The 21213-nt window shown below is 40.4% G+C and carries 19 protein-coding genes; 9 read left to right on the top strand and 10 right to left on the bottom strand.

Translation table 11 applies throughout. From position 1 onward, the window contains the following. Positions 1-186: 186 nt before the first annotated feature. Positions 187-450, bottom strand: a complete 264-nt coding sequence (locus tag AAYQ05_RS21130; RefSeq protein WP_343545249.1) for a hypothetical protein — start codon at positions 448-450, stop codon at positions 187-189. 744 nt (positions 451-1194) lie between these two features. On the opposite strand from AAYQ05_RS21130, the gene AAYQ05_RS21135 reads away from it, so the two are divergent. The 3 genes from AAYQ05_RS21135 (at position 1195) to AAYQ05_RS21145 (ending at position 3698) form a co-directional block, all read left to right on the top strand. Beyond that, positions 1195-1929, top strand: a complete 735-nt coding sequence (locus AAYQ05_RS21135; RefSeq protein WP_343545250.1) for a class I SAM-dependent methyltransferase — start codon at positions 1195-1197, stop codon at positions 1927-1929. Between the two features lie 304 nt (positions 1930-2233). Beyond that, the gene (locus tag AAYQ05_RS21140) at positions 2234-2965 is read left to right on the top strand and encodes a pentapeptide repeat-containing protein (RefSeq protein WP_343545251.1); all 732 of its coding nucleotides are present in this window, start codon (positions 2234-2236) and stop codon (positions 2963-2965) included. A 154-nt stretch (positions 2966-3119) separates the two neighbouring features. Continuing rightward, positions 3120-3698, top strand: coding sequence for a hypothetical protein (locus AAYQ05_RS21145; protein ID WP_343545252.1), 579 nt, complete (start codon positions 3120-3122; stop codon positions 3696-3698). Between the two features lie 378 nt (positions 3699-4076). On the opposite strand, the gene AAYQ05_RS21150 is transcribed toward AAYQ05_RS21145, so the two are convergent. Beyond that, on the bottom strand, positions 4077-5663 hold the full coding sequence (locus AAYQ05_RS21150; RefSeq protein WP_343545253.1) for a reverse transcriptase/maturase family protein: 1587 nt from the start codon (positions 5661-5663) through the stop codon (positions 4077-4079). 948 nt (positions 5664-6611) lie between these two features. On the opposite strand from AAYQ05_RS21150, the gene AAYQ05_RS21875 reads away from it, so the two are divergent. The 5 genes from AAYQ05_RS21875 (at position 6612) to AAYQ05_RS21170 (ending at position 12953) form a co-directional block, all read left to right on the top strand. Then, on the top strand, positions 6612-6908 hold the full coding sequence (locus AAYQ05_RS21875; protein WP_510727527.1) for a DUF6965 family protein: 297 nt from the start codon (positions 6612-6614) through the stop codon (positions 6906-6908). A 436-nt stretch (positions 6909-7344) separates the two neighbouring features. Next, positions 7345-8526 (top strand): DNA polymerase IV, encoded by a 1182-nt coding sequence (gene dinB / locus AAYQ05_RS21155; protein WP_343545254.1) that lies wholly within the window; start codon positions 7345-7347, stop codon positions 8524-8526. 3 nt (positions 8527-8529) lie between these two features. Continuing rightward, positions 8530-11583, top strand: coding sequence for a DNA polymerase III subunit alpha (locus AAYQ05_RS21160; protein ID WP_343545255.1), 3054 nt, complete (start codon positions 8530-8532; stop codon positions 11581-11583). Positions 11584-11873: 290 nt separating this feature from the next. After that, on the top strand, positions 11874-12497 hold the full coding sequence (locus AAYQ05_RS21165; RefSeq protein WP_343545256.1) for an SOS response-associated peptidase: 624 nt from the start codon (positions 11874-11876) through the stop codon (positions 12495-12497). 12 nt (positions 12498-12509) lie between these two features. Next, positions 12510-12953 (top strand): hypothetical protein, encoded by a 444-nt coding sequence (locus AAYQ05_RS21170; protein ID WP_343545257.1) that lies wholly within the window; start codon positions 12510-12512, stop codon positions 12951-12953. A gap of 52 nt (positions 12954-13005) precedes the next feature. On the opposite strand, the gene AAYQ05_RS21175 is transcribed toward AAYQ05_RS21170, so the two are convergent. From AAYQ05_RS21175 to AAYQ05_RS21185, 3 genes are all read right to left on the bottom strand, one after another. Next, the gene (locus tag AAYQ05_RS21175) at positions 13006-13446 is read right to left on the bottom strand and encodes a DUF1810 domain-containing protein (RefSeq protein ID WP_343545258.1); all 441 of its coding nucleotides are present in this window, start codon (positions 13444-13446) and stop codon (positions 13006-13008) included. A 76-nt stretch (positions 13447-13522) separates the two neighbouring features. Beyond that, complete coding sequence (locus AAYQ05_RS21180) at positions 13523-13912, bottom strand: hypothetical protein (RefSeq protein WP_343545259.1); 390 nt, start codon at positions 13910-13912, stop codon at positions 13523-13525. Between the two features lie 70 nt (positions 13913-13982). Further along, a complete protein-coding gene (locus tag AAYQ05_RS21185; RefSeq protein ID WP_343545260.1) occupies positions 13983-14447 on the bottom strand; it encodes a hypothetical protein in 465 nt (154 codons plus the stop codon). 514 nt (positions 14448-14961) lie between these two features. Here AAYQ05_RS21185 and AAYQ05_RS21190 point away from each other — a divergent pair. Next, a complete protein-coding gene (locus tag AAYQ05_RS21190) occupies positions 14962-15216 on the top strand; it encodes a hypothetical protein (protein WP_343545261.1) in 255 nt (84 codons plus the stop codon). A 494-nt stretch (positions 15217-15710) separates the two neighbouring features. Here AAYQ05_RS21190 and AAYQ05_RS21195 read toward each other — a convergent pair whose 3' ends face one another. From AAYQ05_RS21195 to AAYQ05_RS21215, 5 genes are all read right to left on the bottom strand, one after another. After that, positions 15711-16160, bottom strand: a complete 450-nt coding sequence (locus tag AAYQ05_RS21195) for a response regulator (protein WP_343545262.1) — start codon at positions 16158-16160, stop codon at positions 15711-15713. A 378-nt stretch (positions 16161-16538) separates the two neighbouring features. Beyond that, positions 16539-16760 (bottom strand): hypothetical protein, encoded by a 222-nt coding sequence (locus AAYQ05_RS21200; protein ID WP_343545263.1) that lies wholly within the window; start codon positions 16758-16760, stop codon positions 16539-16541. A gap of 236 nt (positions 16761-16996) precedes the next feature. Further along, positions 16997-17437 carry a putative outer membrane beta-barrel protein gene (locus tag AAYQ05_RS21205; protein WP_343545264.1) on the bottom strand — a complete coding sequence of 147 codons (441 nt, stop codon included), beginning with the start codon at positions 17435-17437 and terminating at the stop codon, positions 16997-16999. Between the two features lie 238 nt (positions 17438-17675). After that, on the bottom strand, positions 17676-18479 hold the full coding sequence (locus tag AAYQ05_RS21210; protein ID WP_343545265.1) for a DUF2490 domain-containing protein: 804 nt from the start codon (positions 18477-18479) through the stop codon (positions 17676-17678). Positions 18480-18821: 342 nt separating this feature from the next. Beyond that, entirely contained in the window at positions 18822-20813 is a 1992-nt protein-coding gene (locus AAYQ05_RS21215; protein ID WP_129748830.1) for an alkyl/aryl-sulfatase, read from the bottom strand. Positions 20814-21213: the final 400 nt, after the last annotated feature.

The following is a 21213-nucleotide window of genomic DNA, read 5'->3' on the forward strand; positions in this document are numbered from 1 at the left end:
TTATTTATTTATTTATTTATTTATTTATTTATTTATTTATTTATTTATTTATTTATTTATTTATTTATTTATTTATTCATTTTTATACTTTTATACTTTTATACTTTTATACTTTTATACTTTTATACTTTTATAATGCTGTAATATTCTGCCGAGCATTTTATGCCCTATCCAATCCCTTCGACGCTATAATCCCCCTTCAAAATTTCCTCGCCTAAAATGACCTAAAGAAAAACAGCGCTCCGCACATCCAAATCCAAAACCCCACCGCCTATACCCTTTTTTTACCTTCTCTGAACCGTCCCCTGTTTTGCCCGTCCCTCTTTTTAGCTTTTTTCCCGCCCCTGCATTTAATCTGCTTTGCCCCGCCCCAAAATTTTGCTTTCTTTTAATGCCCCCGCATTTCCTTTTCGCTTTTAACTTTCCCACGCCTATTTTTACTTTTTTCACTTAATTTTTTTTCAGAAATTTTATTCGGCAATGAGAGCAGGCGCTTGTTTTGTTACCACTTCTGTCTCCAATATTTCAATCCTTATTTCTGACATTTTTTTTTATTCGTCTAAAGAGCCGCAGTATGCTGTGTTTTGTTTCATGAGCATAAAAAGGTGAGTGTCCCACAAAAGCAGGGCTCTGCCTTGAAAATACTACCCGAAGGGCTGGAGATTTTCAAGGCCAGACCAAAGGCCCGGCCTTGCTTTTGGAAAAGGGCACGGACTACCTTTGCTCCTGAAACAAAAAACAGAAGCATACGGGAACTTTGATAAAAAGCAAATGGGAAGCAATCGGGATGCTGCGGATAAAGAGCAGTCAGGAAGAATAGCGGTCGGCTTCGAGGGTGAATTCTAAGAATGATTATCAGATTAATTGAGTATAAAAATAAAATACTCAGTATTTCGCACCGGAAATCACGTATATATACTTAAGCCTTTATATAAGAAAATTGATATTTTTGAGAAAATTATATTGAAGAATAAGGTTTTCCGTAAAATAAGCACAAATCCTTCCCGGACTTTTGTTCTAGAATTTGTGCCGAATTATAATTTTTCATAGTGAAAAAACATTTTAACATGAGAAAATAAAACATTGTTGATCAGCAAATTAGCTATAAAAACATAACTTTCATCTTCCAATTCTAAAATATTTGCAAGTGCGAGAACGTGAGTGACAATTCTACACAAAACCAAAAATATAACTATGGACAATTCAATGAAACTATATTGGGAATTGGTTTATAAAAGACAAACCAATAATGACCTTTTACGGGAACTGCACAATCCTATCCGCCAATATGAGAGAGAAATGATAGACGGGGCAATTTTAGACATCGGATGCGGACAGTCGCCGTTTCTTCTTGATTTCCTATCAACTGACCGGGAAATTATTGCAATCGACAACGAGCAGATACAATTGGATTTCCTAAAAAAAAGAGTTGAAAGCGAAAAAACAGCTACGCTGAAAAACTGGAGTTATTTAAATCTCAATTTCCCAAAAGACGATCTGCCAGACTTAACATATTCCTTAATCATTTTCTCTAATTTACTGCACTTCTTCACGCTTAAAAAATGTGTCGAGATTGGTAAAATAACAGCAAACAAGTCAACAAAAGGAACATTGATATACGTTGGCGTACATTCAGTTAAATTCTATGCAAACAATCCGTCAAATTCAAATAACAATGATTATTTCAAACATTATTTTACCATAAGAGACTTAGACAAAGTTTTTCCAAGCCATCTGTTTGAAAGAATATATTATGCGGATATTGATAAAAGCGATTCGCAAAGCGAGAGAGATTTAGCAGAAGAGTGGCTTGACAAGGATATAGAAGCAGATGGAATCACTGATCCAGTCCAAAGGGATTTAATCAAGAAAAATTATTTAAAAAATAAGAGACAATCGGATGTTATAGCAGTTTATAGAAAAAAATGATTTGCCATTATCAGCTGTTTGACATAATAGGCGGTTACAACCTGAACTGGAGTTTTTATTTTAAAAAAAGTACTTTTACCACATAATAATACATTGCCGGCTTCGATTTAAACCAAGAAACAGAGCATTGGCAGAGGTAAACACTCATAAGAAATACAATGATATTGAAAGAATAGATGTAATCGAGACAGACAGGATAAACACTAAACATTTAGGTTGGATATAATTGTAATAATTTAAAATTCTTATGTCTTAAAAACAGCGCAAAAGCGAAGAAGCTAAAGCCTGTAGGCAAAACAACATCATGAAAAAGCTATTTAAAAAGTCTCTCGAATCAAAGACAAATTTATTTGTCTCTTTGACAATTCTCTGTTTAGCGTTAATTATTATTTTTGACGCACTTGATCCGGACTTTAAAATCCATGATATTTTAGTTGAGTTTCATGGGCTGCTTTTCGACTTACTCATTTTGGGAATTCTACTAACAATCTATGAATCGATAACTTCCCGCTTAGAGACAATAAAACGTTATCAGGAAGAACTAAACGATTATAAATTTTGGAAAACTGAAGAAGCAATGTATCGGACAAGAGGCCTGATAAAAAGACTAGTCGATCTCAAAGTAAAAGAACTAGATTTGTCACATTGCTATCTTGCAACCGACAAATCCTTTTCTCAGTATAAAGAAATGCAAAAATGGCAATTTTGCGGCACAAATCTTTTTGACTCTCTCTTTATGTTTGCTAATATGAGCAGTTGCAATTTTTATATTGCAAATTTAGAGGAGGCATCATTTGTGAGAGTCAATCTAACGGACTGTAACTTTGGAGGTGCCAATTTAATTAATTCAAAGTTTGAAAAATGCGATTTTCTAAACACAAATTTTGATGATGCATTAGTCAGCTCTGAATTTTGGTTTGATGAAATCGCAAAAAATCAAAATATCAATTTCGAAGAAATTAAAGAAATATACAGCCTTTACGAGTTTACGGGTCATAATCGTGATTTAAAGATCTTTAAATTAAAACGCAAATAAACAGCCACAACACATTTTGGACGTCTGGCTTAATTTAGGAAGCTGGTTTAGCATTTGGTGTGATTTCGTAAGTACTAAACCAAACCTTAGTTTTGCCCCAAACCTGCTGTACGATCAAGAAGTTAACTGCAATTGCCTAACACACCCACTCCATATGATGGAAACTTTAATCAATGTCGCAATCCAGGATATCCTCACAAAGAGAGATGATATTCTTCCGTTTTTCTTAAGAAAAAAATCTAAATTCGAGGGTTGGCTAAAATTTGAATTGGCACTCTCAATAGAATCCGACCTGAAAATGGAAAATGTTGAAGTTGAAACCAAAAATGAGCACAATCAATGTCGATGCGATATTTCCTTTTCCTTTAAAGATGCCATATATAGAATAGAGTTAAAAACTTCCAATACTAATTGGAAAATTCCTGGTGTAGTAAGCAGCAGGAAAGGCATCTCTAAAAATATTAAATCAATAGTAAATGACGCTAAAAAATTAAATTGTCAAAATGGAATTGTATCGTTTGTATTGTTTCCCATTCCTCTTAAAAATGATGGTTGGAAAAAATATATTAAACGAATAAGCGAAGAAACTGAAGTTGCTATAGACGAATCTCATTACACATTGCTGGAAGTAAATATTGACACTAAACATAAATGTAATTTGCTCATTTGCTCATTTCGTTCTAAAAATTATACAGAAAAAGTACAAGCGGCATTAGGCAACACAAGTTTATAGCCATTTGCAAATTTAGTAGAACCAATGTCTTTTATAGTATTTTCGTTCAGCCGAAAATACTCATTGACAATCTATCATTCCCAAAAAAATATGCCTTCTCTAATAGAGATAAAGCAAACTGTACTTTGAAAATTCCGCATCTTTATAGGTCATACAAACAGAGTAATCTGTAGTGAATTAAAGGAAGATGATGACTAAAAGCATATAAAGGCTGCTGTAAAAGATTTTGGAGATAGCCATAATTGAAAATTAGTTTTACATGTTGGAAGATCTGTTTCACCTATTTACTATAGCTCAAAGATTACAAAAGAATTTAATTATATAAGTACTTAAATAAAGAATATTGCAGTTAAATTCTAAGCAGAAAACTTATTAAATTTAAAACTTCAAATTTTTTCTTCTCACCCTACGTCCCTGTTCTTTCTTTTTGGCATATATATATTCTTTAAATTCATGTCGCGAGATAGATTTCACTAAAATCTCTTTTTCCATAATTGCAAAATGCGCAGAGAGCTGTTTTCTAATAGATTTGGAATCCATTCCTTCCCGATAGGCTTTCATTGATTTAGAATAATAACGCTTTTTTGAGGCCTTTACGGCATAAGAAAGGAAATTCCTTTTCCCTAAATGTGAATATCTTTCAAAAATCTGCTTTTTTAAAATTTTATCCCTCTTTGATTTATCACTGTACGCCATCATTACAGTCTTTACAATCCTTCCTTTCATTTTCCTGAAATAGCGTGAAAGGCTTCCTGGCCTGATATAAATTGAAACACCATTAAACTCAAAACCGAGGTACTGCAGATTCTTATAATAGTGCTGCTCATTCTGCGAAGTGAAAACTGGTGAAAATTTTTCAATTTTCTTCTGGTTAAATCCTCTTATTTTTCCAGATAATGCAGGCCTGAAATGGATTATTTCAGTTTTTTTTGTTTGGATAACCAGCTTATACGCCGCTATTTCGTTAAGAAGGATTTCATTGATATGCGCTGCTTTTTCAGAGTCGCAGATTATCAGAAGATCATCGCAGTAGCGCCTGTATGTAAAATCCAGCTCAATGCTGAGATTAAATATTTTTTCATCAAAATCAATAAGGTAAATATTCGATAGCAGTGCGCTCATAGGCGAGCCCTGCGGTATTCCCCGGAAACTTTTTTCACCACTCTGGGAAATCTTTGGAAGATTGACCGTCAGAAGATTTCTTTTTCTGAGCAGATCAAACTTATTGTTGAACGTTGGACCGGCAGCATTGTCAGGTATCAGATCCAGAAGCGAGTTCCAGTGCGGTGCTGTTTTTAAATCTATTTTAAAATGCTTCAATATACTGTCTCGGCTGATATAGCTGTATTTTGTAAGGGATCTGAAAATTTTATACTGATCCTTTGTCAGCTCCTGAATGTTTAATATTTTACACCATTTGTTTTTTAAAATCGCATGGTCAATATTATCAAAATAACCGGTAATATCAAGTGCAATCGCAGTGCAGTGTCCATTAGCCGAGGCTTTTTTCCTTACAGCTTCAAATGCTTCTTTAGCAAACTGTATATTACATTTCCCGTCAAGATCAGATCTGTAGGCCAACACGCATTCACTAAAACCTTTCTCGTGTATATACTCTTGGTACTTTTCGGTCAAAGCAAAAGAATAAAAACCATAAATATAAGAGTCGAAATGGGAAGCGAAAGCGATTGGTCTTATTTTAGTTTCCAGACCATACATTTTTTCGTTTTCCTGAAATCTGAATCTCGGGGTCTTAGTAAGTATTTTTACAAAAGGAAGAAAAGAATGCTTTTCCATAAGCACTCTATTTGACACAAGCTTTTTGATGTCACTGCTGTTTTTAAAAAAATTAAAATAAGGATCTAAATGGGGATAAGTTTTAAGCTCAAAACTCTCCTGGCTTTCTGCAGTCTTCGCCACATAACGCTCCCATAAATCCTCATTAAAAAGTAGTGCTTGATTCATTATTTTTTTATAGGGACACCAGCAGAAAAGCAGTATCAGTCATTAACCTTACCTGCTGATGTACAATGTTAAACATTGCTTGGCCGACGACCGATTTCCATCGCCTTGGGGTTTACACCCATTCATGCCTTAATCCTCACATTGGCTGATAGAATTGTGTTCTCAGCACTTCAGATTGGCTTTTTTAATTCCAACCTTTCCAAGATTACCGGCAGTCTGACTGAACTGCTTTTGTGTGCCTTGAAACCTTGCAGAAATGTTTTACACCTGCTCGGACATACCAGACGGAGTCTGGGAAATCTTACAAACAATAGAAATGTTATGAAAGCAACTTTAGTCTTGACAGTATATCTGATATTTCGTATCTTAGCGGAGTATTTCTTTCCCTTTGGTACAGAAATTGCAGTATATGTCATGAATCACATTCTGCCTGTCGCGATAGGCAGAATAGTCAACTTAAACATTCAACCCTTCGGACTCTTCCGAAGGCACTTATCTAACGCAAAATCTATGCCATAGATTCCCTGCATCAGTATAACGTCCCATAAATATCAGTTTTAATAGAAATATATTGATTTCGAAAATATTTTTCAGATAATTTCCTGACATCTCTGACATATTCATGACAGTTTTGTTATTGATATGCAGGGTAATGACAATTTCTACCCGAGCTTCTGTTAAAAAATATGTAAGTTAAACCCTAGCCCCGATAGCAGCGGAAATCTTTCTGCGCCGGTGTTCGGCGCAGAAGATTGCAGCGAATAGCGGGAAAAAGCTCTCAAAAAACCAGCCCTAAAAACTAATACCAAATAAAAACTCCAATAAACAGATAGGCAATCCAGTGAGCATGAGCTCCCTTAAAAAAAATGCGCAGAAACAACTCAAAAAATCCCGAGACGTTCCCCCGAATCCCTTGACAGGACAGGTTTTTTTGCCTAATTTTGCCCCATGAATCCTGAAGAGATAAAACGCTATTTTGAGCATAATCCCCCGCCTAAAGAAGTAAGGCTCACCGAGTGGGCCAATATCACCGATACGCAGATATTCCTAAGGAGCTGCTATTTGACCATCAGAAACTTCAGCGGCCCTGTGGAGAGATGCCCCGCCTTCTGGCACCTGAGGGATTTTTACATCCTGATGAAAAAAACTCCCGCAGCGCAGGCTCCAGCCCCAGATACGGCTTCGCAGGATATACCGCAGGACTCATCGAATCAGGCAGTTTCAGACGAAGAAACCGCTGTATAGGATACGCACCGATAAAACCTCGATGATTTTAAAATATAAAAGCCCTGCAATTTGAATCGCAGGGCTTTTTTTTAGGAGAAGCGCTGTCTCAGAAAACAAGGGAATCTGCTTTATTTCTTCCAGAGATCTTTAGGCCAACTTCCATTACACCGTTCAGAAAATCTTTAAGGATCCGGAATGTGCCGGAATTGACAGCATAAAATTGAGCTGCCAGTCCGCAGGATCGGTTTAATCCCTTTAAGAGGATCAGCAGGTGTCTGCAGCCAGAAATCCATATGATGTAAATTCTGAATAAAGCTTTTCTGCACGTTTTTTTCTCTGCTTCGGACCTGCTGAAAAACAAGGCTTTTTAAATTTTGTTGCTATTTGTAACACACAAAACTTTAAAATTGTTCTAATCTGTACTAATTTTGATCTGTATAAAAATGAACAGATCATGGACCGGGCCATTGTACATATTGACATGAACACGTTTTTCGTATCGTGTGAAAGACTGACTAATTCGCAGCTTAACGGAATCCCGCTGATTATCGGCGGCGGTGACCGGGGCGTTGTGGCATCGTGCTCCTACGAGGCCCGAAAATTCGGCGTGCGCTCGGCCATGCCGATCCACATGGCCATGAAGCTCTGTCCCCAGGCAAAAATCATGAAAGGCGACATGGAGCTGTATTCGAGACTCTCCCATAATATTACCGAAATAATCCAGGAAAAAGCCCCTGTGGTGGAAAAGGCCTCCATTGATGAGTTCTATCTGGATATTACCGGCATGGACCGTTTCTACGGCAGCTACAAATGGACCGATGAACTGGCGCATCGCATCACAAAGGAAACGGGGCTTCCCCTCACCTTTGCCCTGTCGGTGAATAAAACCGTTTCGAAGATCGGCACCGGCGAGGGCAAGCAGAAGCAGAACCTTGAGATCCCGGGGCACATGGTTCAGTCTTTTCTCAATCCGCTCTCGATTAGAAAAATCCCGATGGTCGGCCAGAAGACCTTTGAGCTGCTTTCGCGGATCGGCATCCGCACTATCCAGACGCTCTCTGAGATGCCTGCCGAATCCCTGCAGCAGATGATCGGCAAAAACGGCACAGAGCTCTGGAAAAAAGCCAACGGGATTGACAACACCCCTGTAGAGCCCTACACGGAAAGAAAATCAATTTCAACCGAGCATACCTTTTCACAGGACACCATTGATGTGCTGAAACTAAACCGCATCCTGCAGGGCATGGTGGAGAAGCTGGCCTATCAGCTGCGCGCCGAGCAGTGGCTCGCCTCAACGGTGACCGTGAAGATCAGGTACGCCAATTTTGATACCGAAACCAAACAGTCAAGAGTCCAGTACACCTCGGCCGATCATATCCTGACCCAGACCGTCACGGATCTCTTTACCAGGCTCTACCAGCGTCGCATGCGCCTGCGCCTTATCGGGGTGCGCTTCAGCGGCCTTGTCAGGGGAACCTATCAGATCGACCTTTTCAATGACACCGAGGAAATGCTTGCCCTGTATCAAGCTATGGACAGAATGAAGACCCGTTACGGCTTTGATGCGGTGATGCGATGCGCCGGCGCCTCTTTCAAGCCCAATACTAAAGACGAAATTCTAAAACGCAAAAAATAAATCATGTTTCTCAACTGCCACTCTTTTCATTCCCTGCGCTACGGCACCATTCCGCTGGATGATCTGATCAGACAGGCAGCGGACTGCGGTGTCTCGGCAGCAGCTCTGACCGACATCAATACAGTAACAGGGATTTATGATTTTATAAAAGGCTGTGAAGCCTTAGGCATAAAACCGCTTGTCGGGATAGAATTCCGCTGCAGGCATAAATTTAGATATATCGGGCTTGCCAAAAATGCGGCAGGACTTGCCCGGATGAACCGCTTTCTGACCGATCACAATTTCAGCGGCGCTCCCCTGCCTGAAAAAGCTCCTGCTTTGGAATCCGTATATTTTATCTATGGTATGGAAAATGCGCCGGCTGAGCTCGGCGAGAACGAATTTATCGGCATCCGGCCCGAGGAGCTCACAAGGCTTTTTACAGCTGAACTTAAAAGGAAGATTTCCAAGATGGTTATCCTGCAGCCTGTGGTATTCAGAACTAAAAGGGAATACAACCTGCACCGGATCTTGCGCGCGGTTGACCTCAATGAACTGCTGTCCAAACTCACAGCTGAGGACTGCTGCAGAAAATCCGATGTGATGATTCCCGAAGCGGAACTTATCGCCCTATATAACGATTATCCCGAGATTATCCAGAATACCCGATACATCATCGAGCACTGTAATTTTCAGTATGATTTTGAAACTCCGAAAAACAAAAAGCATTATACCAAAAATAAAGCGGGAGACATTGCCCTTCTGACCACCCTGGCCGAAGAAGGCCTTATATGGCGTTACGGAAGACATAACGCCGAAGCAAAAGCGCGTGTGGAAAAAGAGCTCAAAGTCATCAATCATCTTGAATTCAGCGGCTATTTCCTGATCACCTGGGACATCATACGCTACAGCAATAGCCGTGGTTTTCTTCATATCGGAAGGGGTTCGGGCGCCAACAGCATTATAGCGTACTGTCTTGGAATAACCGACATCTGCCCCTTGGAGCTTGACCTTTATTTCGAGCGGTTTCTGAATGAAAACCGCAAGAGCCCTCCCGATTTTGATATCGACTGGTCGTGGAAAGAGCGTGATGTGATATTGAAATACATCTTCGACCGCTATGGCTACGAGAATGTGGCTTTCTGCGGCACCAATGTGGAATTCAAATACCGCTCTATTTTCCGCGAGGTGGGCAAAGTATTCGGACTTCCCAAAGATGAGCTGGATATGTTGGCAAAAAATCCCATGAAGCTCCACCAGACCAATTCCATAGTAAAACTGGTGCAGCAGTATGGTATGATGCTCGAGAAATATCCAAATATGCGCAGCATGCATTCCTGCGGGATTCTGATATCGGAAGAACCGCTGACCAATTACACGCCGCTGGAAATGCCCCCAAAAGGTTTTCCAATCGTGCTCTTTGATATGCATACGGCAGAGGATATCGGTTTTGACAAGTTTGACATCCTCAGCCAGAGAGGCATCGGGCATATTGATGACACCGTGAAAATAATTGAGCAGAACAGAGGAATCCGCATCAATATCCGCGATACGGGAATCTCAAAAAACGAACCCTCCGCAAACGTGTATCTTGCCCAAGGGAGAACCATCGGCTGCTTTTACATCGAAAGCCCCGCGATGCGGGGACTTTTGCGCCGTCTGAAATGCGATAATTATAAAACCCTTGTGGCGGCATCATCCATTATACGTCCCGGCGTGGCGCAGTCGGGAATGATGAAGGAATATATCTTTCGCCATAACAACCCGTCAAAATTTGAATACTTCCATCCGGTTTTCGAGCGCGAGCTCGGAGAAACCTACGGCATTATGGTGTATCAGGAAGACGTTATCAAAATTGCCCTGCATTACGGCGGGCTCTCGGCCGCCGACGGAGATATTTTAAGGCGTGCCATGTCAGGCAAGGGACGCTCCAAAGCGGCACTTGAGAAAGTAAAGGATGATTTCTTTATTGCAGCTGCCGCAAAAGGGCATCCCGAAGCACTGAGCCAGGAAATCTACCGCCAGATAGAATCCTTTGCAGGCTATTCGTTCTGCAAGGCGCACTCTGCCTCCTATGCCGTAGAAAGCTATCAGAGCCTTTATTTAAAGGTGCACTACCCTGTTGAATTTATGGTTGCCGTAATCAATAATCAGGGAGGTTTTTACAGAACTGAAATCTATGTGCACGAAGCGCGGATGGCCGGCGCTGTAATCCATACCCCGTGCGTGAACAAAAGCGGATATGAGACATCTCTGTACGGCAGCGATATTTATCTGGGTTTTATGCACCTGCAGGGTCTGGATTCCAAACTCTCTCAGTTCATCGCCTATGAACGCGAGAGAAACGGCATCTATAAATCGCTGGAAGATTTCATAAACAGGGTGCCGATGGGCATTGAGAATGTAAAGGTGCTCATTTTCATAGGCGCATTCCGCTTTACGGGAAAAACAAAAAACCAGCTGCTGGTGCAGGTAAGCCTTCTAATGAACAACTTCAAGCCCGAGAACCGCGGGCTTATGCTGATTAGGGAGCCCGCCAAAGAATTCAAGCTGCCTGTTCTGGAGCGCTCGGTATTTGAGGATGCCTTTGATGAGATAGAGCTTCTGAATTTTCCGGTTTCCTGCACCGTTTTTGATCTGCTGCAGACCAGACACCGCGGGGACGTGATGGTGCGAGACCTTCTGAAATACCATAAAAAGCAGGTGCGCATGCTGGCCTATCTGATCTCAACCAAACAGGTGCCCACCAAAAGGGGCAATATGTATTTCGGCACATGGATCGATCATGAGGGAGCCTATTTTGATACGGCGCATTTTCCGGACAGTCTGGCAAATAATCCATTTCAGGGAGGAGGCTGCTATCTGCTTTTGGGAACCGTGGAAATTGACTATCATTTCCCGACGATCACCATATCCAGAATGGCGAAAATGCCATTTATCCCTGATCCCAGATATTCGGACTCTGATAAAAGGTATACCACACAGCACAATATCAAGCAGGATGTCAGCAGCACCCATCGCCAGCCTTATCCGCAGGAGCATGAAATCAATCTGCCGCGCCACAGGATGAAATTTTGAATATTTATTTATGCAATGTCCTATGAATGAATTAATTTTGATAGAGAAGCAAAAATAGAAAGAGGAAAACAAGCATGCCATTCATCAGTTTTCTGCTGTTTCTTTTCCAAAGCTTTTGCTTTCGCTGCCTATTTTCATTTATTAGCCTTTCAATACGCTTGATGTCTATTGTGCAAGATTCCATAAGATCGTTTTGTCAAACTTAAGCGAAATTAAAAAGACGAAAGCCCTGCGAAGGGCATATTTGTGTCAGGATAAGACATTTTAAAACAGCCTTAAAACGGAAAATTATGTGTTATTATACCCAGCAGAATGCCTCGATAGAGGATCTTAAAAGACGATTTAATGCCGAGCTCGACAACGAGGAAACCTATCTGCAGTCTGATTTTATAAACGGATTCTCGCATCCGAACATTCCCATTATCCTTAACTCGTCCCCGAACCTGATCACAACCGATTACACCTGGGGGCTTCTTCCGTCATGGGCAAAGGATATCGAGTTCAGGAAAAATACGCTCAATGCAAGGATTGAGTCCATTGACCAGAAAGCCTCATTCAAAAACATAACCCATAACCGCTGCCTTATAATCGCTTCGGCTTATTACGAATGGCACTGGAACGATGTGAAGGGAAAAAGCAAGGACAAATACCAGATAAATTCGCAGGACGATGAGATATTCACTTTTGCAGGCCTGTATTCTACCTGGACCGATCCCCTTACAGATGAGGTAAAAAACACCTATACCATGGTGACCACAAAAGCCAATGATCTGATGCAGTATATCCATAACCATAAACTCAGGATGCCCATTATGCTCAAACGCCAGGACGAATCCGCATGGCTGGACCAGTCGGCTAAAATTGAGGATTTCGCTTTTCCCTATCAGGGAAACCTGGTCGGTTTTCAAATCTAAAAAAACAACGTTATGGAAATGGATAAGTTTAACGGAGTTACAAATGGGGAATTTATAGATTACTTCAAAATTGACCTGCACTCCAGAATGGAGATCATCAATTACACCTATCCGCATGAACTCCTGGACGAAGACTCAGGTTTTGGCGAGCACGTCCACAGGTGCATCGCCCTGTTGAAAGATTATATTCTGCTGTGCCGCAGAAATGCAAAAGCCACTGTTGTGCTGCAGCAGAAAGATGCGCTGGAAAATACGGCAGCAGCCGATCAGCAGGCAGATTTTGTGCACACTGCAACGGTTCAGGAAACTCCCGGAAAGAGAAGCGAAAGGCTTGAAATCGAAAGGAAAGAGGAAAATGAAGAATCCACAAAGAAGTACATGGAGCTCAGGGATGAAATAGACAGGCTGATCGATGAGCATCGGGAGAACGTAAGGATAATATACGTTGACCTTTGAGATCTGACAGCCCGCAGCTGCCATCAGCCGAGAGTAAGCAAACGCATTAAAATTACCGCTGCTGATTTTGCGGCTCTAATATTGCTATGGTTTTATCATCCATCTGGCCGTGATAATATTTTTCCAATATTTTTAGAAAAACTGGATCTGCGTTGGGAATCCTGCTGAACAGCGTCATGCAGGACCTGAGCTTGCGCTGGTCAGGCTTTCCAAAAATTTCCAGTGCCGTTTTGCCATCTTGGGCCAGAAGCGCTTCTGAAATTTCGATCAGGCGTTTTCCAAGTACCGGATCATTAAGGTACTGCCCTGCTTCATCAAGGTTTTTTAATCCAAAATACACATTGTATTGTGTAAATCCCAAGCCTCTGATCTGAGGAAATACAAACCACATCCAATGGCTCTGCTTTTTTCCGCTTTTAATTTCATCCAGTGCCTGAAGGTACACATTTTGCTGTGCCCGCAGAAATCTTTCAATACCTTCATTTAAATCCATAACGAACCTGTTTTCCAAACTAAATCTATAACTTGCATTGCTTTGACCAGGAGAAAATTCAAATCAATCTGCTCTTTCAGAATACCTGCTGATACAGCAGTTCAATTGTCACTTCTTTTTTGGCCGCTCCCTGCTCGGTGAACACTGCAGTCCATCTGGGCTCGAAATTTTCAACCAGATACAAGTAAGCTTTCAGAATTTCTTCGGCAGAACTTGCCCTATCGATCCCCAAATTCTTTTCATAGGCGATGATGCGGTAAAACACGCCGTTTTCCAGAAGCTCGTCCTGTCCGTCAGCTGTATTGTCGGGCGCCGGTCCAAAGCAGAAAATTTCAGTGCTGCCGACCAGCAATTCTGTTAAATGGCTGCGGACCGATAAAAACAAAGCCTCGTCCCTTAGACCGTACGGCACCTCCAGATCGCCGGCCCTTATGGTCAGGGCAAAATCTTCAAAATGCAGTTCCATAAATCGAAAATTAGGAGATTAAAAGGCCGGCGGGCCATTTATTTTGGAAATCTGTTTAAAAATGCCAAAATCAGTCAAGAATTCCTTCTCCGAATATCTTTTCAGCCTGAAATATATAGCTCTCCAGTATCGGCCCGGAAAGGAAAAAACGGCTCACTGCCGCGGCTTTTGCATCCAGCTTCTGATTCTCAAACGACAATTCCAATAAGGCCTTATAATCTTTAAGCTGGCCGGGATCCAATATCTTTCGCAGTTCGCGTTCCGTGTTTACAAACGATTTGAGCATGGGAAAATCATTATGGTTATCCATTTCATACCTTTCAATTCCGGATCTTATCTCCAGATATTCCTTTTCGAACAGCCCCAGAACTCCCGGCACGTTATGTCGGTAAAAAATATCAGGTATCAGACCGGCTTTATATTTCGCATAATGCTGCGATGAAGACGCCTCACTTTGGAGGTACTTTTCAAAGGTCTGAATCCGGTATATATAGTCGACCTGAAAAACATTAGGGTCCTGATAATCAATATCCATACAGCACTGTATTTAATGTTACCTATAAAATTAGCTAATTTTTCAATTGCACGAGCATAAAAGAAAATGTTCTGTTAAATTTTTAAACAGCTGCCTCACTAAAATTCAGTAGCGCAAGGGCTATCTCAGGCGGTCAAATATTAAGAATTTTCAGCTGTAAAAATGGAATATCTTAATGATATTGCATAAATTTGAATTCATCGATATGCTTTACTGCCAACTAAATTCTCCAAATACAAAACAGAGCCTTCTGGGCCTCTAGCCCCGATAGAAGCGGAAATCCTTCTGCGGCGGGGTCCGCGCAGAAGATTGAAGCGCATAGCGGGAAAAAGCTCCCAAAAAATACTATCATATACAATCTAAAGAAAACAACAACAACAACAACAACAACAACAACAACAACAACAACAACAACAACAACAACAGCAGACACAATCAACTATCGGCCATCAGCAATATTTTTTTTATTTTTGCACTCCATAACGCCCTATCAGCGCCACTGCAGAAAACATCCATGGCTTTTAGAGGAGCCGTTACAGAGATAATGAAAATGAAGAAGTTTGAAATAAAAAAACAAGACGGCGATAAATGGCTGGTATCCCACAACGAGCACCCCAGGTTCACCTGCCTGTTCGAGGATAAAAAATTCATTTACCACAGGACCCTCACAGGCCTCTGCGACCCCGCAGGGGATCCTGAGCAAATCGAGCTGGTCCAGAGAATGGAAAAATGGCTCTCGCGCTACCACAGGGAAAAAATAAACGGCTGACGCTCTCCAGGGCCCTTTGGAGATATGCCCCCCTTGCGCCAAGCAAAAAAATAAAGTTCCAGCAGGGCTCCCCATGCCCCAATTCCTATAGTCTGCCCTATATATAAACAGCAAAACCCGAGCAGGCTATAAAATGGCAAGCCTTAAAATCGGATCATCAGATGGGCAATATATAAGAATCAGAAGCAATTCAATAAATTCTTTTAGCGATTTTTAGCGATTTTTGCATCGGCCCAGTTCTGAAGATCACATAAGATATCAAGAATCCAGTAAAAATCAGCTTGTCATTTCTGATAAAAATCTGGACTCTGCATTTTACTGATTGAAAGTTCTGGATCCAAAAAAACCATACAAATAAACATATTGCGGAAGATTATGTTTATGGACAGGCCCGTCTTATGCCAAAGGTGTCAGACGGGTATTTCCATTATCGAAAATCTTGGCAGAATCGTGGCAGCATCCCTGCAAACGGCGCTTGACTGCTCGATATCCCCTTAGGCAAGCAGGAATTTTCCGCTGTTTTTTTGTCCGCCGTCCCAGTCCATTTCAAATATTTTCAGCAGCAGATCTTTCAGCCCCTGAAAAGTGCTTGGCTTGACGGCATAGAAATCAGCGCCGAGCTTATGGCAGAGTTCGATATTATCGGGGCTTCTGCTGGTGGAGAGCATGATGATCCTTACTTCTTTCAGAGCGTCTTCCCCGCTTCGGATTGCCGCAAGGCAGTCAAATCCGTTTTTGATCGGCATATTGATATCAAGGAAAATAAGATCCGGCAGACGCTGCAGCGTCTTATGAAGTGCATTGAGCAGTTCCTGCCCGTCACGCGCCGCCTCAACGGCAGCCGACAGCTCCAATTCCGCGACAGCATCCAAGAACAGCATTCTGTCGTCTTCATCATCATCAGCTATTAAAATAAGCTTCCGGCAGTCTTGGAATTTGCACATGTCCCTTTTTTTTTTGCGGCGGCAGCAGAAAACAAGAATCTATGAATCTGCAAAAGCCCATATAAAGTATAAGTCTCTGTAAATCGACAAACCGCCTGGATTATATCCCTCGAGCGGCCAATTGCCTTTAAATGTACGGATTTTATTTAAACAGCACACCATTTCATGCTCAATAACTGGGCATATTAAGACGATCTGCCTGCTGCTTTGAATAAAAATGAAAAACGGCAGGCAATAATTTCCGCATAAGCGCATGCTTTTTCTTCAATTCTCCCTTGCTCTGAAAATTCTGGATAAACCGGCTTCGGCATCAAAAAGATGTTTTTCGGATGCCCCGAAAAATAACGATTTTTGAAATTCCCATATTTCCAGCATTGGCTAATATTCTATGCTCAGCTCATCGACTGTGATCGGACTTGTTGAGATTCCCTGCTCGCTTATCAGGACGATGTATCCCCAATTGCTCACTTTACTGCGTTTTAGCTCATTGACCGTTTTTGAAACTTCCAAAGCATCGGGAAAGTGTTTGGAATATTTGGTCGCGGCATCCTCCTTGGTGACAAACCTGCCGTCAAAAAATGCTTTAATGATTATCTTCATAGGACTTTTTTTTATTGATAGATGATTAGCTGAAGGAAAGCCAAAGCCGTTTATCTTCCCTTATTTCAAGTATTATCCATAAAGCTCATGCAATGAAAAAGATATTGGAATAGCCTGTGGCCTAAAAACAGTCCGAAGGCGTGCTTTGATCTGTTTTGCGATTTCTATGTTCAAAAAAAACAGACCTTAAAATCGCGTTCAAGCAGCGCAATCCATATATGCTGAAAACTATGCCATTACAGTTTCAGCGTCAGTCCTATCCCAGGCGAAAATCCTGAAACATTCCCGCCTCCTATTTCTACATAAACGCCCCATTTTTCGTTCCAAAACCATCTTCCGCCTATCTGCAGGCCTACATTGAAATCGCTTCCGTCATGGCCATTATTGCCATGGTCATCCCTCAAATCAAAAGAATAGCCTACATTGGCCCCGCCATATACGTCCCAGGCATCATCAGTAATGCCAAATACATGGTCGAAATAATAATTTCCCTTTACCCCGGCATTGAGCCAGTCAAGATCCAGCGTGGTCCCCACTCCCGGGGCAATGGTTATGTCCCTGTGGACCGGTATTTCATAATTTATTCCCACAAGACCAAAATTCAATTCCTTTCTGGCCTGCGCAGATACACTTGCAAAACATAATACTGCAAAAAATGATAGCGTAATTTTTCTCATGTTTTTTCTTTTTTAAATGTTACACTCAAATTTAATTAAATTTATTAAATAAAACCTTAAAAAACACACCTACACAATACATTATCAACAAAATGGGACAAAAATATTCCCTGTTAGAGATTTCAGATATTGCCAATCTTAGCCAATGCTTTTAGATGCAGATAAACATTGAATTGCTATGATAACGTCTTTGCTAAGAGCGTCCTTCATAGATATAAGATACATTAAATTAATACTTTTATCCACCTCCACCGCTTGGCGCTCCATCATCCACTGCTTTCTCTTTGCGGACAACGGTCTTTGAGATATCAGAAAAAATATTTTCAAAAGTGAGATTTAGCTGAAGGGCATTATAAACTTTATCTGTCGCCATACGAGGCAAATATTCATTTGCATACGAAATTTCGATCTGAAATTTTTTTGATGCTTTGTAACCTAACCCTATCGTGGCGCGGTTTCTGTCAAAAAACTCACTGCCGCTTATTTCACTTTTAGTTTTAAAGTACACTTCATCAGATAAAAATCCATATACCGTCTTTTCTTTTATTTTTGGTCGGTTTATGGGGTATACCGCTCTGCCTTGAAATCTAAAACGCTCAACAGCTTCGAAAATCCCTGCTTCGTTCTCAATATTTCGATCCTCAAATCTTGCTCTAAGGTTAATATTTATTCTTCCATGCCTAGCTAGATTATAAGTTGCCTGCAAAGCAAACCGATATTCGGGCGCTTGATTTTGATTAAGTTCCGGCACATTCTTATTGTAATAGTAAGCATAAAAAAAAGAAAGCTTCCAACGGTCGCCCGGATAATAATGTATCCATGCTCGAGCGCTGAATTGTGTTAAACCGTAAAAAATATTGTTTTCATCTGGCACTCCGCTACTTGTCAATCCAGCATCAACTTCTGCTACCCAGTTTTCACTAATGTTATGCGTAAAGGCATATTCGTTCCAGAATTGATTCAGTACTTCTTTCTGCCCCCAACTTGAATGCACATTCACAAGTAATAATACAGTTAAAACATATTTAAATTTAAAGCGCATAAGCATTTAAATTAATTATCAAGCTATTGAAAAGCTAAAAGTATTCTATTACAAAATTCTCGTTATTTGTAATGGCGAAAATTAAAATCGGCAAATCTCATAGGTAAATTAATGGTGAAGCTACACTCTAATAGATCTTTTTGTCAATGTGCGATTTAATTGCATAGAATAATGTTTAAAATAATCTTTCAAACTGCTATTTACAAACTATTTATTTTCAATCCATTAAAGCCGTACTGAAACAAAAAAAATCAGGATATCTCATTGAAATGCTCTCTTTCGATTTCCAAATGTTCATTCACTTCAACCGATACCCTGATTCTCAGCCATTGCTTTTTAGTATTAAGGTTCAACTATATTAAACCAGAAATTAAAAGTATCTATTTTACTTAAAAAGCTTGTAAATGCGTTTTTATCTCCTGAAATTTTAATAGTCCCGTTATCAACAAGATCTTTAAAAGAAGTCTCGCCAAGACTAATGCGGTCCAGATCCTTTCTGTTAATTGTCAGGCTTGCGGTAACATCCTCAGAAACATTGCTTCCTATGCGCGGATTAACAGCGCCATTTTCTATAAGGAGTGCGACTTTTTCATTAACATCTGGCATCGTGATATTGAAATTGTACTTCATTGCCGCGGCATCTGGATCTGTACCTTTAAACTTCATTGCAAGGAAATTAAAAAACAAGCTTGTAGACATTCCGCGAACCATGTCTGGACCAGCCGTATTTGGCGATGGAAGCACTTTAACCCCGTCTCGCAGCTCTTTTGCCCCTGAAAGATAAAAATTTCTCCATGGCCCCGACTCAGCCTGATATCCCAGCTGCTCGTAAGTGTCTGCAAGCAGATTTCTTGCACTCTGGTTCTTAGGATCTGCAAATACAAGATTGCTCAATACGGTCGCTGTCCATCGGTACTCGCCTTTATCAAATGTCTGTTTGGCTTTTGTTAAAACTGATGCCGCCCCTCCCATGAACTCGACATATTTTTTGCCCTCCTCCGCAGGCGGCAGCTTGTCTAGATTGGCAGGATTGCCGTCAAACCATCCGAAATATAGGTCGTACTGCGCCTTTATGTTATGGCTGACAGACCCATAATATCCTCTGTTGTAGAACTGTTTATCCAAGCTTTCAGGAAGTTTTAGCATATTGGCTATTTCTACTGGAGTATAACCTTCATTTGCCAATCTTAAAGTCTGGTCATGGATAAATCTGTATAGGTCTCTCTGGCTTTTCCAATATTTGTTAATAGTTTCATTTCCCCATGTAGGCCAGTGATGTGATCCAAAGGTTGACTGGACATCTTTTCCCCATTTCTGTAAAGACAGATCGATATACTCGCTCCATTTCTGTCCATTTCTTACCTTTGCGCCTCTCAAGGTATATAAATTGTGAAGAGTGTGGCTGATATCTTCCGCTTGGCAGAAAGATTTAAATTCTGGAAAGTAAAACATCATTTCAGCTGGTGCTTCAGATTCAGGGGTATAAATGAATTCAACCGTTATTCCGTCTATTATTTTTTTCTCTCCATCCAATTTCTTAATTATTTCAGTGCCTTCTAAAATTCCAGCCAACCCGGTTGAAGTGGTTTGTCCCAGTCCTGTTCCCAAAGTTCCTTTTGCGTCTTTCGGCAATAAGTTTCCATACATATATGAAGCTCTTCTTCCCATGGTGTTTCCTCCCATTACATTCTCGCTGATTGCTTCATCAAAATATCCTTCCGGCACATATATGGGCACTTTTCCACTTTTCACATCAGCTTCATCCACAACGCCTCGGATACCACCAAAATGATCAATATGGCTGTGAGTATGAATCACCGCCGACACCTTTCTTTTCCCAAGTTTCTCATTTGCGAGATCAAGCCCTGCTTTAGCTGTAGGCGGCGATAACAGCGGATCTATTATAATCCAGCCGGTCTTACCTTCGATTAGTGTCATATTGGCCAGATCAAAACCACGAATCTGATATATTCCGTCTGTAACTTTAAAAAGACCGTGTATGCTGTTTATTTCACTCTGTCTCCATAAACTGGGATTAGTAGTTGCAGGAGCTTTTCCCTTGATAAAATCATACTGCTTCATGCTGTATACAACATTTCCTTTTTCATCTTTAATTTCACCCGCCGGCAGCGTTGCAATAAATCCTTTTCTCGCATCTTCATATGATGTATTGTCACTAAAGGGAAGATAAGAGAGAAGATCTTCCTGCTTTTTTTTGGTAAACGAACTTGCTTCCTTTTTATTTTTATCTGAACCATTCTGAGCAATTAGACCGAAGGGCATCATCGCCAGTAATACACTCATTGGAAGCCATTGTGCAATTAATTTTTTCATAATTTTAAAGTTTAAAAGGGTTTTACTTTTCTTACAAACTAAAGTTCGGATTCTAAACTTTAAATTATCCAAAAAAAAAGAAAAATGTTGTTTCAAATCATAATTTGAAACAACATTTGCTATATCAAATATTCATTTATAAGAAACAAACTACAAAATTAAATGAGGTAAAAAATCGAGATATGATTTTAACATGCCATGATACAAATTTTCAAAATTTCAAACTGCAAGATTATAAATCATATTTACGACCAACAAAACTCTCTATGATCAGTCTTGGAAATTAAATGAGTTGGTATAGGATTTTTTTTTAGCTTAATTAAACGTTCACAATAATTATCTCAGAAAATAAGTTCAAAAGCAGCCAATTCAATTAAGTGCCGAAAAATTTATTTGGCTT

Source organism: Flavobacterium movens (assembly GCF_039581425.1).
GTDB classification, from domain to species: Bacteria; Bacteroidota; Bacteroidia; order Flavobacteriales; family Flavobacteriaceae; genus Flavobacterium; species Flavobacterium luteolum.

Excerpts from the sequence above, each read along its gene's own strand:
- AAYQ05_RS21135 (WP_343545250.1), top strand. The coding sequence starts at position 1,195 with ATGGACAATTCAATGAAACTATATTGGGAATTGGTTTATAAAAGACAA.
- AAYQ05_RS21140 (WP_343545251.1), top strand. The coding sequence starts at position 2,234 with ATGAAAAAGCTATTTAAAAAGTCTCTCGAATCAAAGACAAATTTATTT.
- AAYQ05_RS21145 (WP_343545252.1), top strand. The coding sequence starts at position 3,120 with ATGATGGAAACTTTAATCAATGTCGCAATCCAGGATATCCTCACAAAG.
- AAYQ05_RS21150 (WP_343545253.1), bottom strand. The coding sequence starts at position 5,663 with ATGAATCAAGCACTACTTTTTAATGAGGATTTATGGGAGCGTTATGTG.
- AAYQ05_RS21875 (WP_510727527.1), top strand. The coding sequence starts at position 6,612 with ATGAATCCTGAAGAGATAAAACGCTATTTTGAGCATAATCCCCCGCCT.
- dinB (WP_343545254.1), top strand. The coding sequence starts at position 7,345 with ATGGACCGGGCCATTGTACATATTGACATGAACACGTTTTTCGTATCG.
- AAYQ05_RS21160 (WP_343545255.1), top strand. The coding sequence starts at position 8,530 with ATGTTTCTCAACTGCCACTCTTTTCATTCCCTGCGCTACGGCACCATT.
- AAYQ05_RS21165 (WP_343545256.1), top strand. The coding sequence starts at position 11,874 with ATGTGTTATTATACCCAGCAGAATGCCTCGATAGAGGATCTTAAAAGA.
- AAYQ05_RS21170 (WP_343545257.1), top strand. The coding sequence starts at position 12,510 with ATGGAAATGGATAAGTTTAACGGAGTTACAAATGGGGAATTTATAGAT.
- AAYQ05_RS21175 (WP_343545258.1), bottom strand. The coding sequence starts at position 13,446 with ATGGATTTAAATGAAGGTATTGAAAGATTTCTGCGGGCACAGCAAAAT.
- AAYQ05_RS21180 (WP_343545259.1), bottom strand. The coding sequence starts at position 13,912 with ATGGAACTGCATTTTGAAGATTTTGCCCTGACCATAAGGGCCGGCGAT.
- AAYQ05_RS21185 (WP_343545260.1), bottom strand. The coding sequence starts at position 14,447 with ATGGATATTGATTATCAGGACCCTAATGTTTTTCAGGTCGACTATATA.
- AAYQ05_RS21190 (WP_343545261.1), top strand. The coding sequence starts at position 14,962 with ATGGCTTTTAGAGGAGCCGTTACAGAGATAATGAAAATGAAGAAGTTT.
- AAYQ05_RS21195 (WP_343545262.1), bottom strand. The coding sequence starts at position 16,160 with ATGTGCAAATTCCAAGACTGCCGGAAGCTTATTTTAATAGCTGATGAT.
- AAYQ05_RS21200 (WP_343545263.1), bottom strand. The coding sequence starts at position 16,760 with ATGAAGATAATCATTAAAGCATTTTTTGACGGCAGGTTTGTCACCAAG.
- AAYQ05_RS21205 (WP_343545264.1), bottom strand. The coding sequence starts at position 17,437 with ATGAGAAAAATTACGCTATCATTTTTTGCAGTATTATGTTTTGCAAGT.
- AAYQ05_RS21210 (WP_343545265.1), bottom strand. The coding sequence starts at position 18,479 with ATGCGCTTTAAATTTAAATATGTTTTAACTGTATTATTACTTGTGAAT.
- AAYQ05_RS21215 (WP_129748830.1), bottom strand. The coding sequence starts at position 20,813 with ATGAAAAAATTAATTGCACAATGGCTTCCAATGAGTGTATTACTGGCG.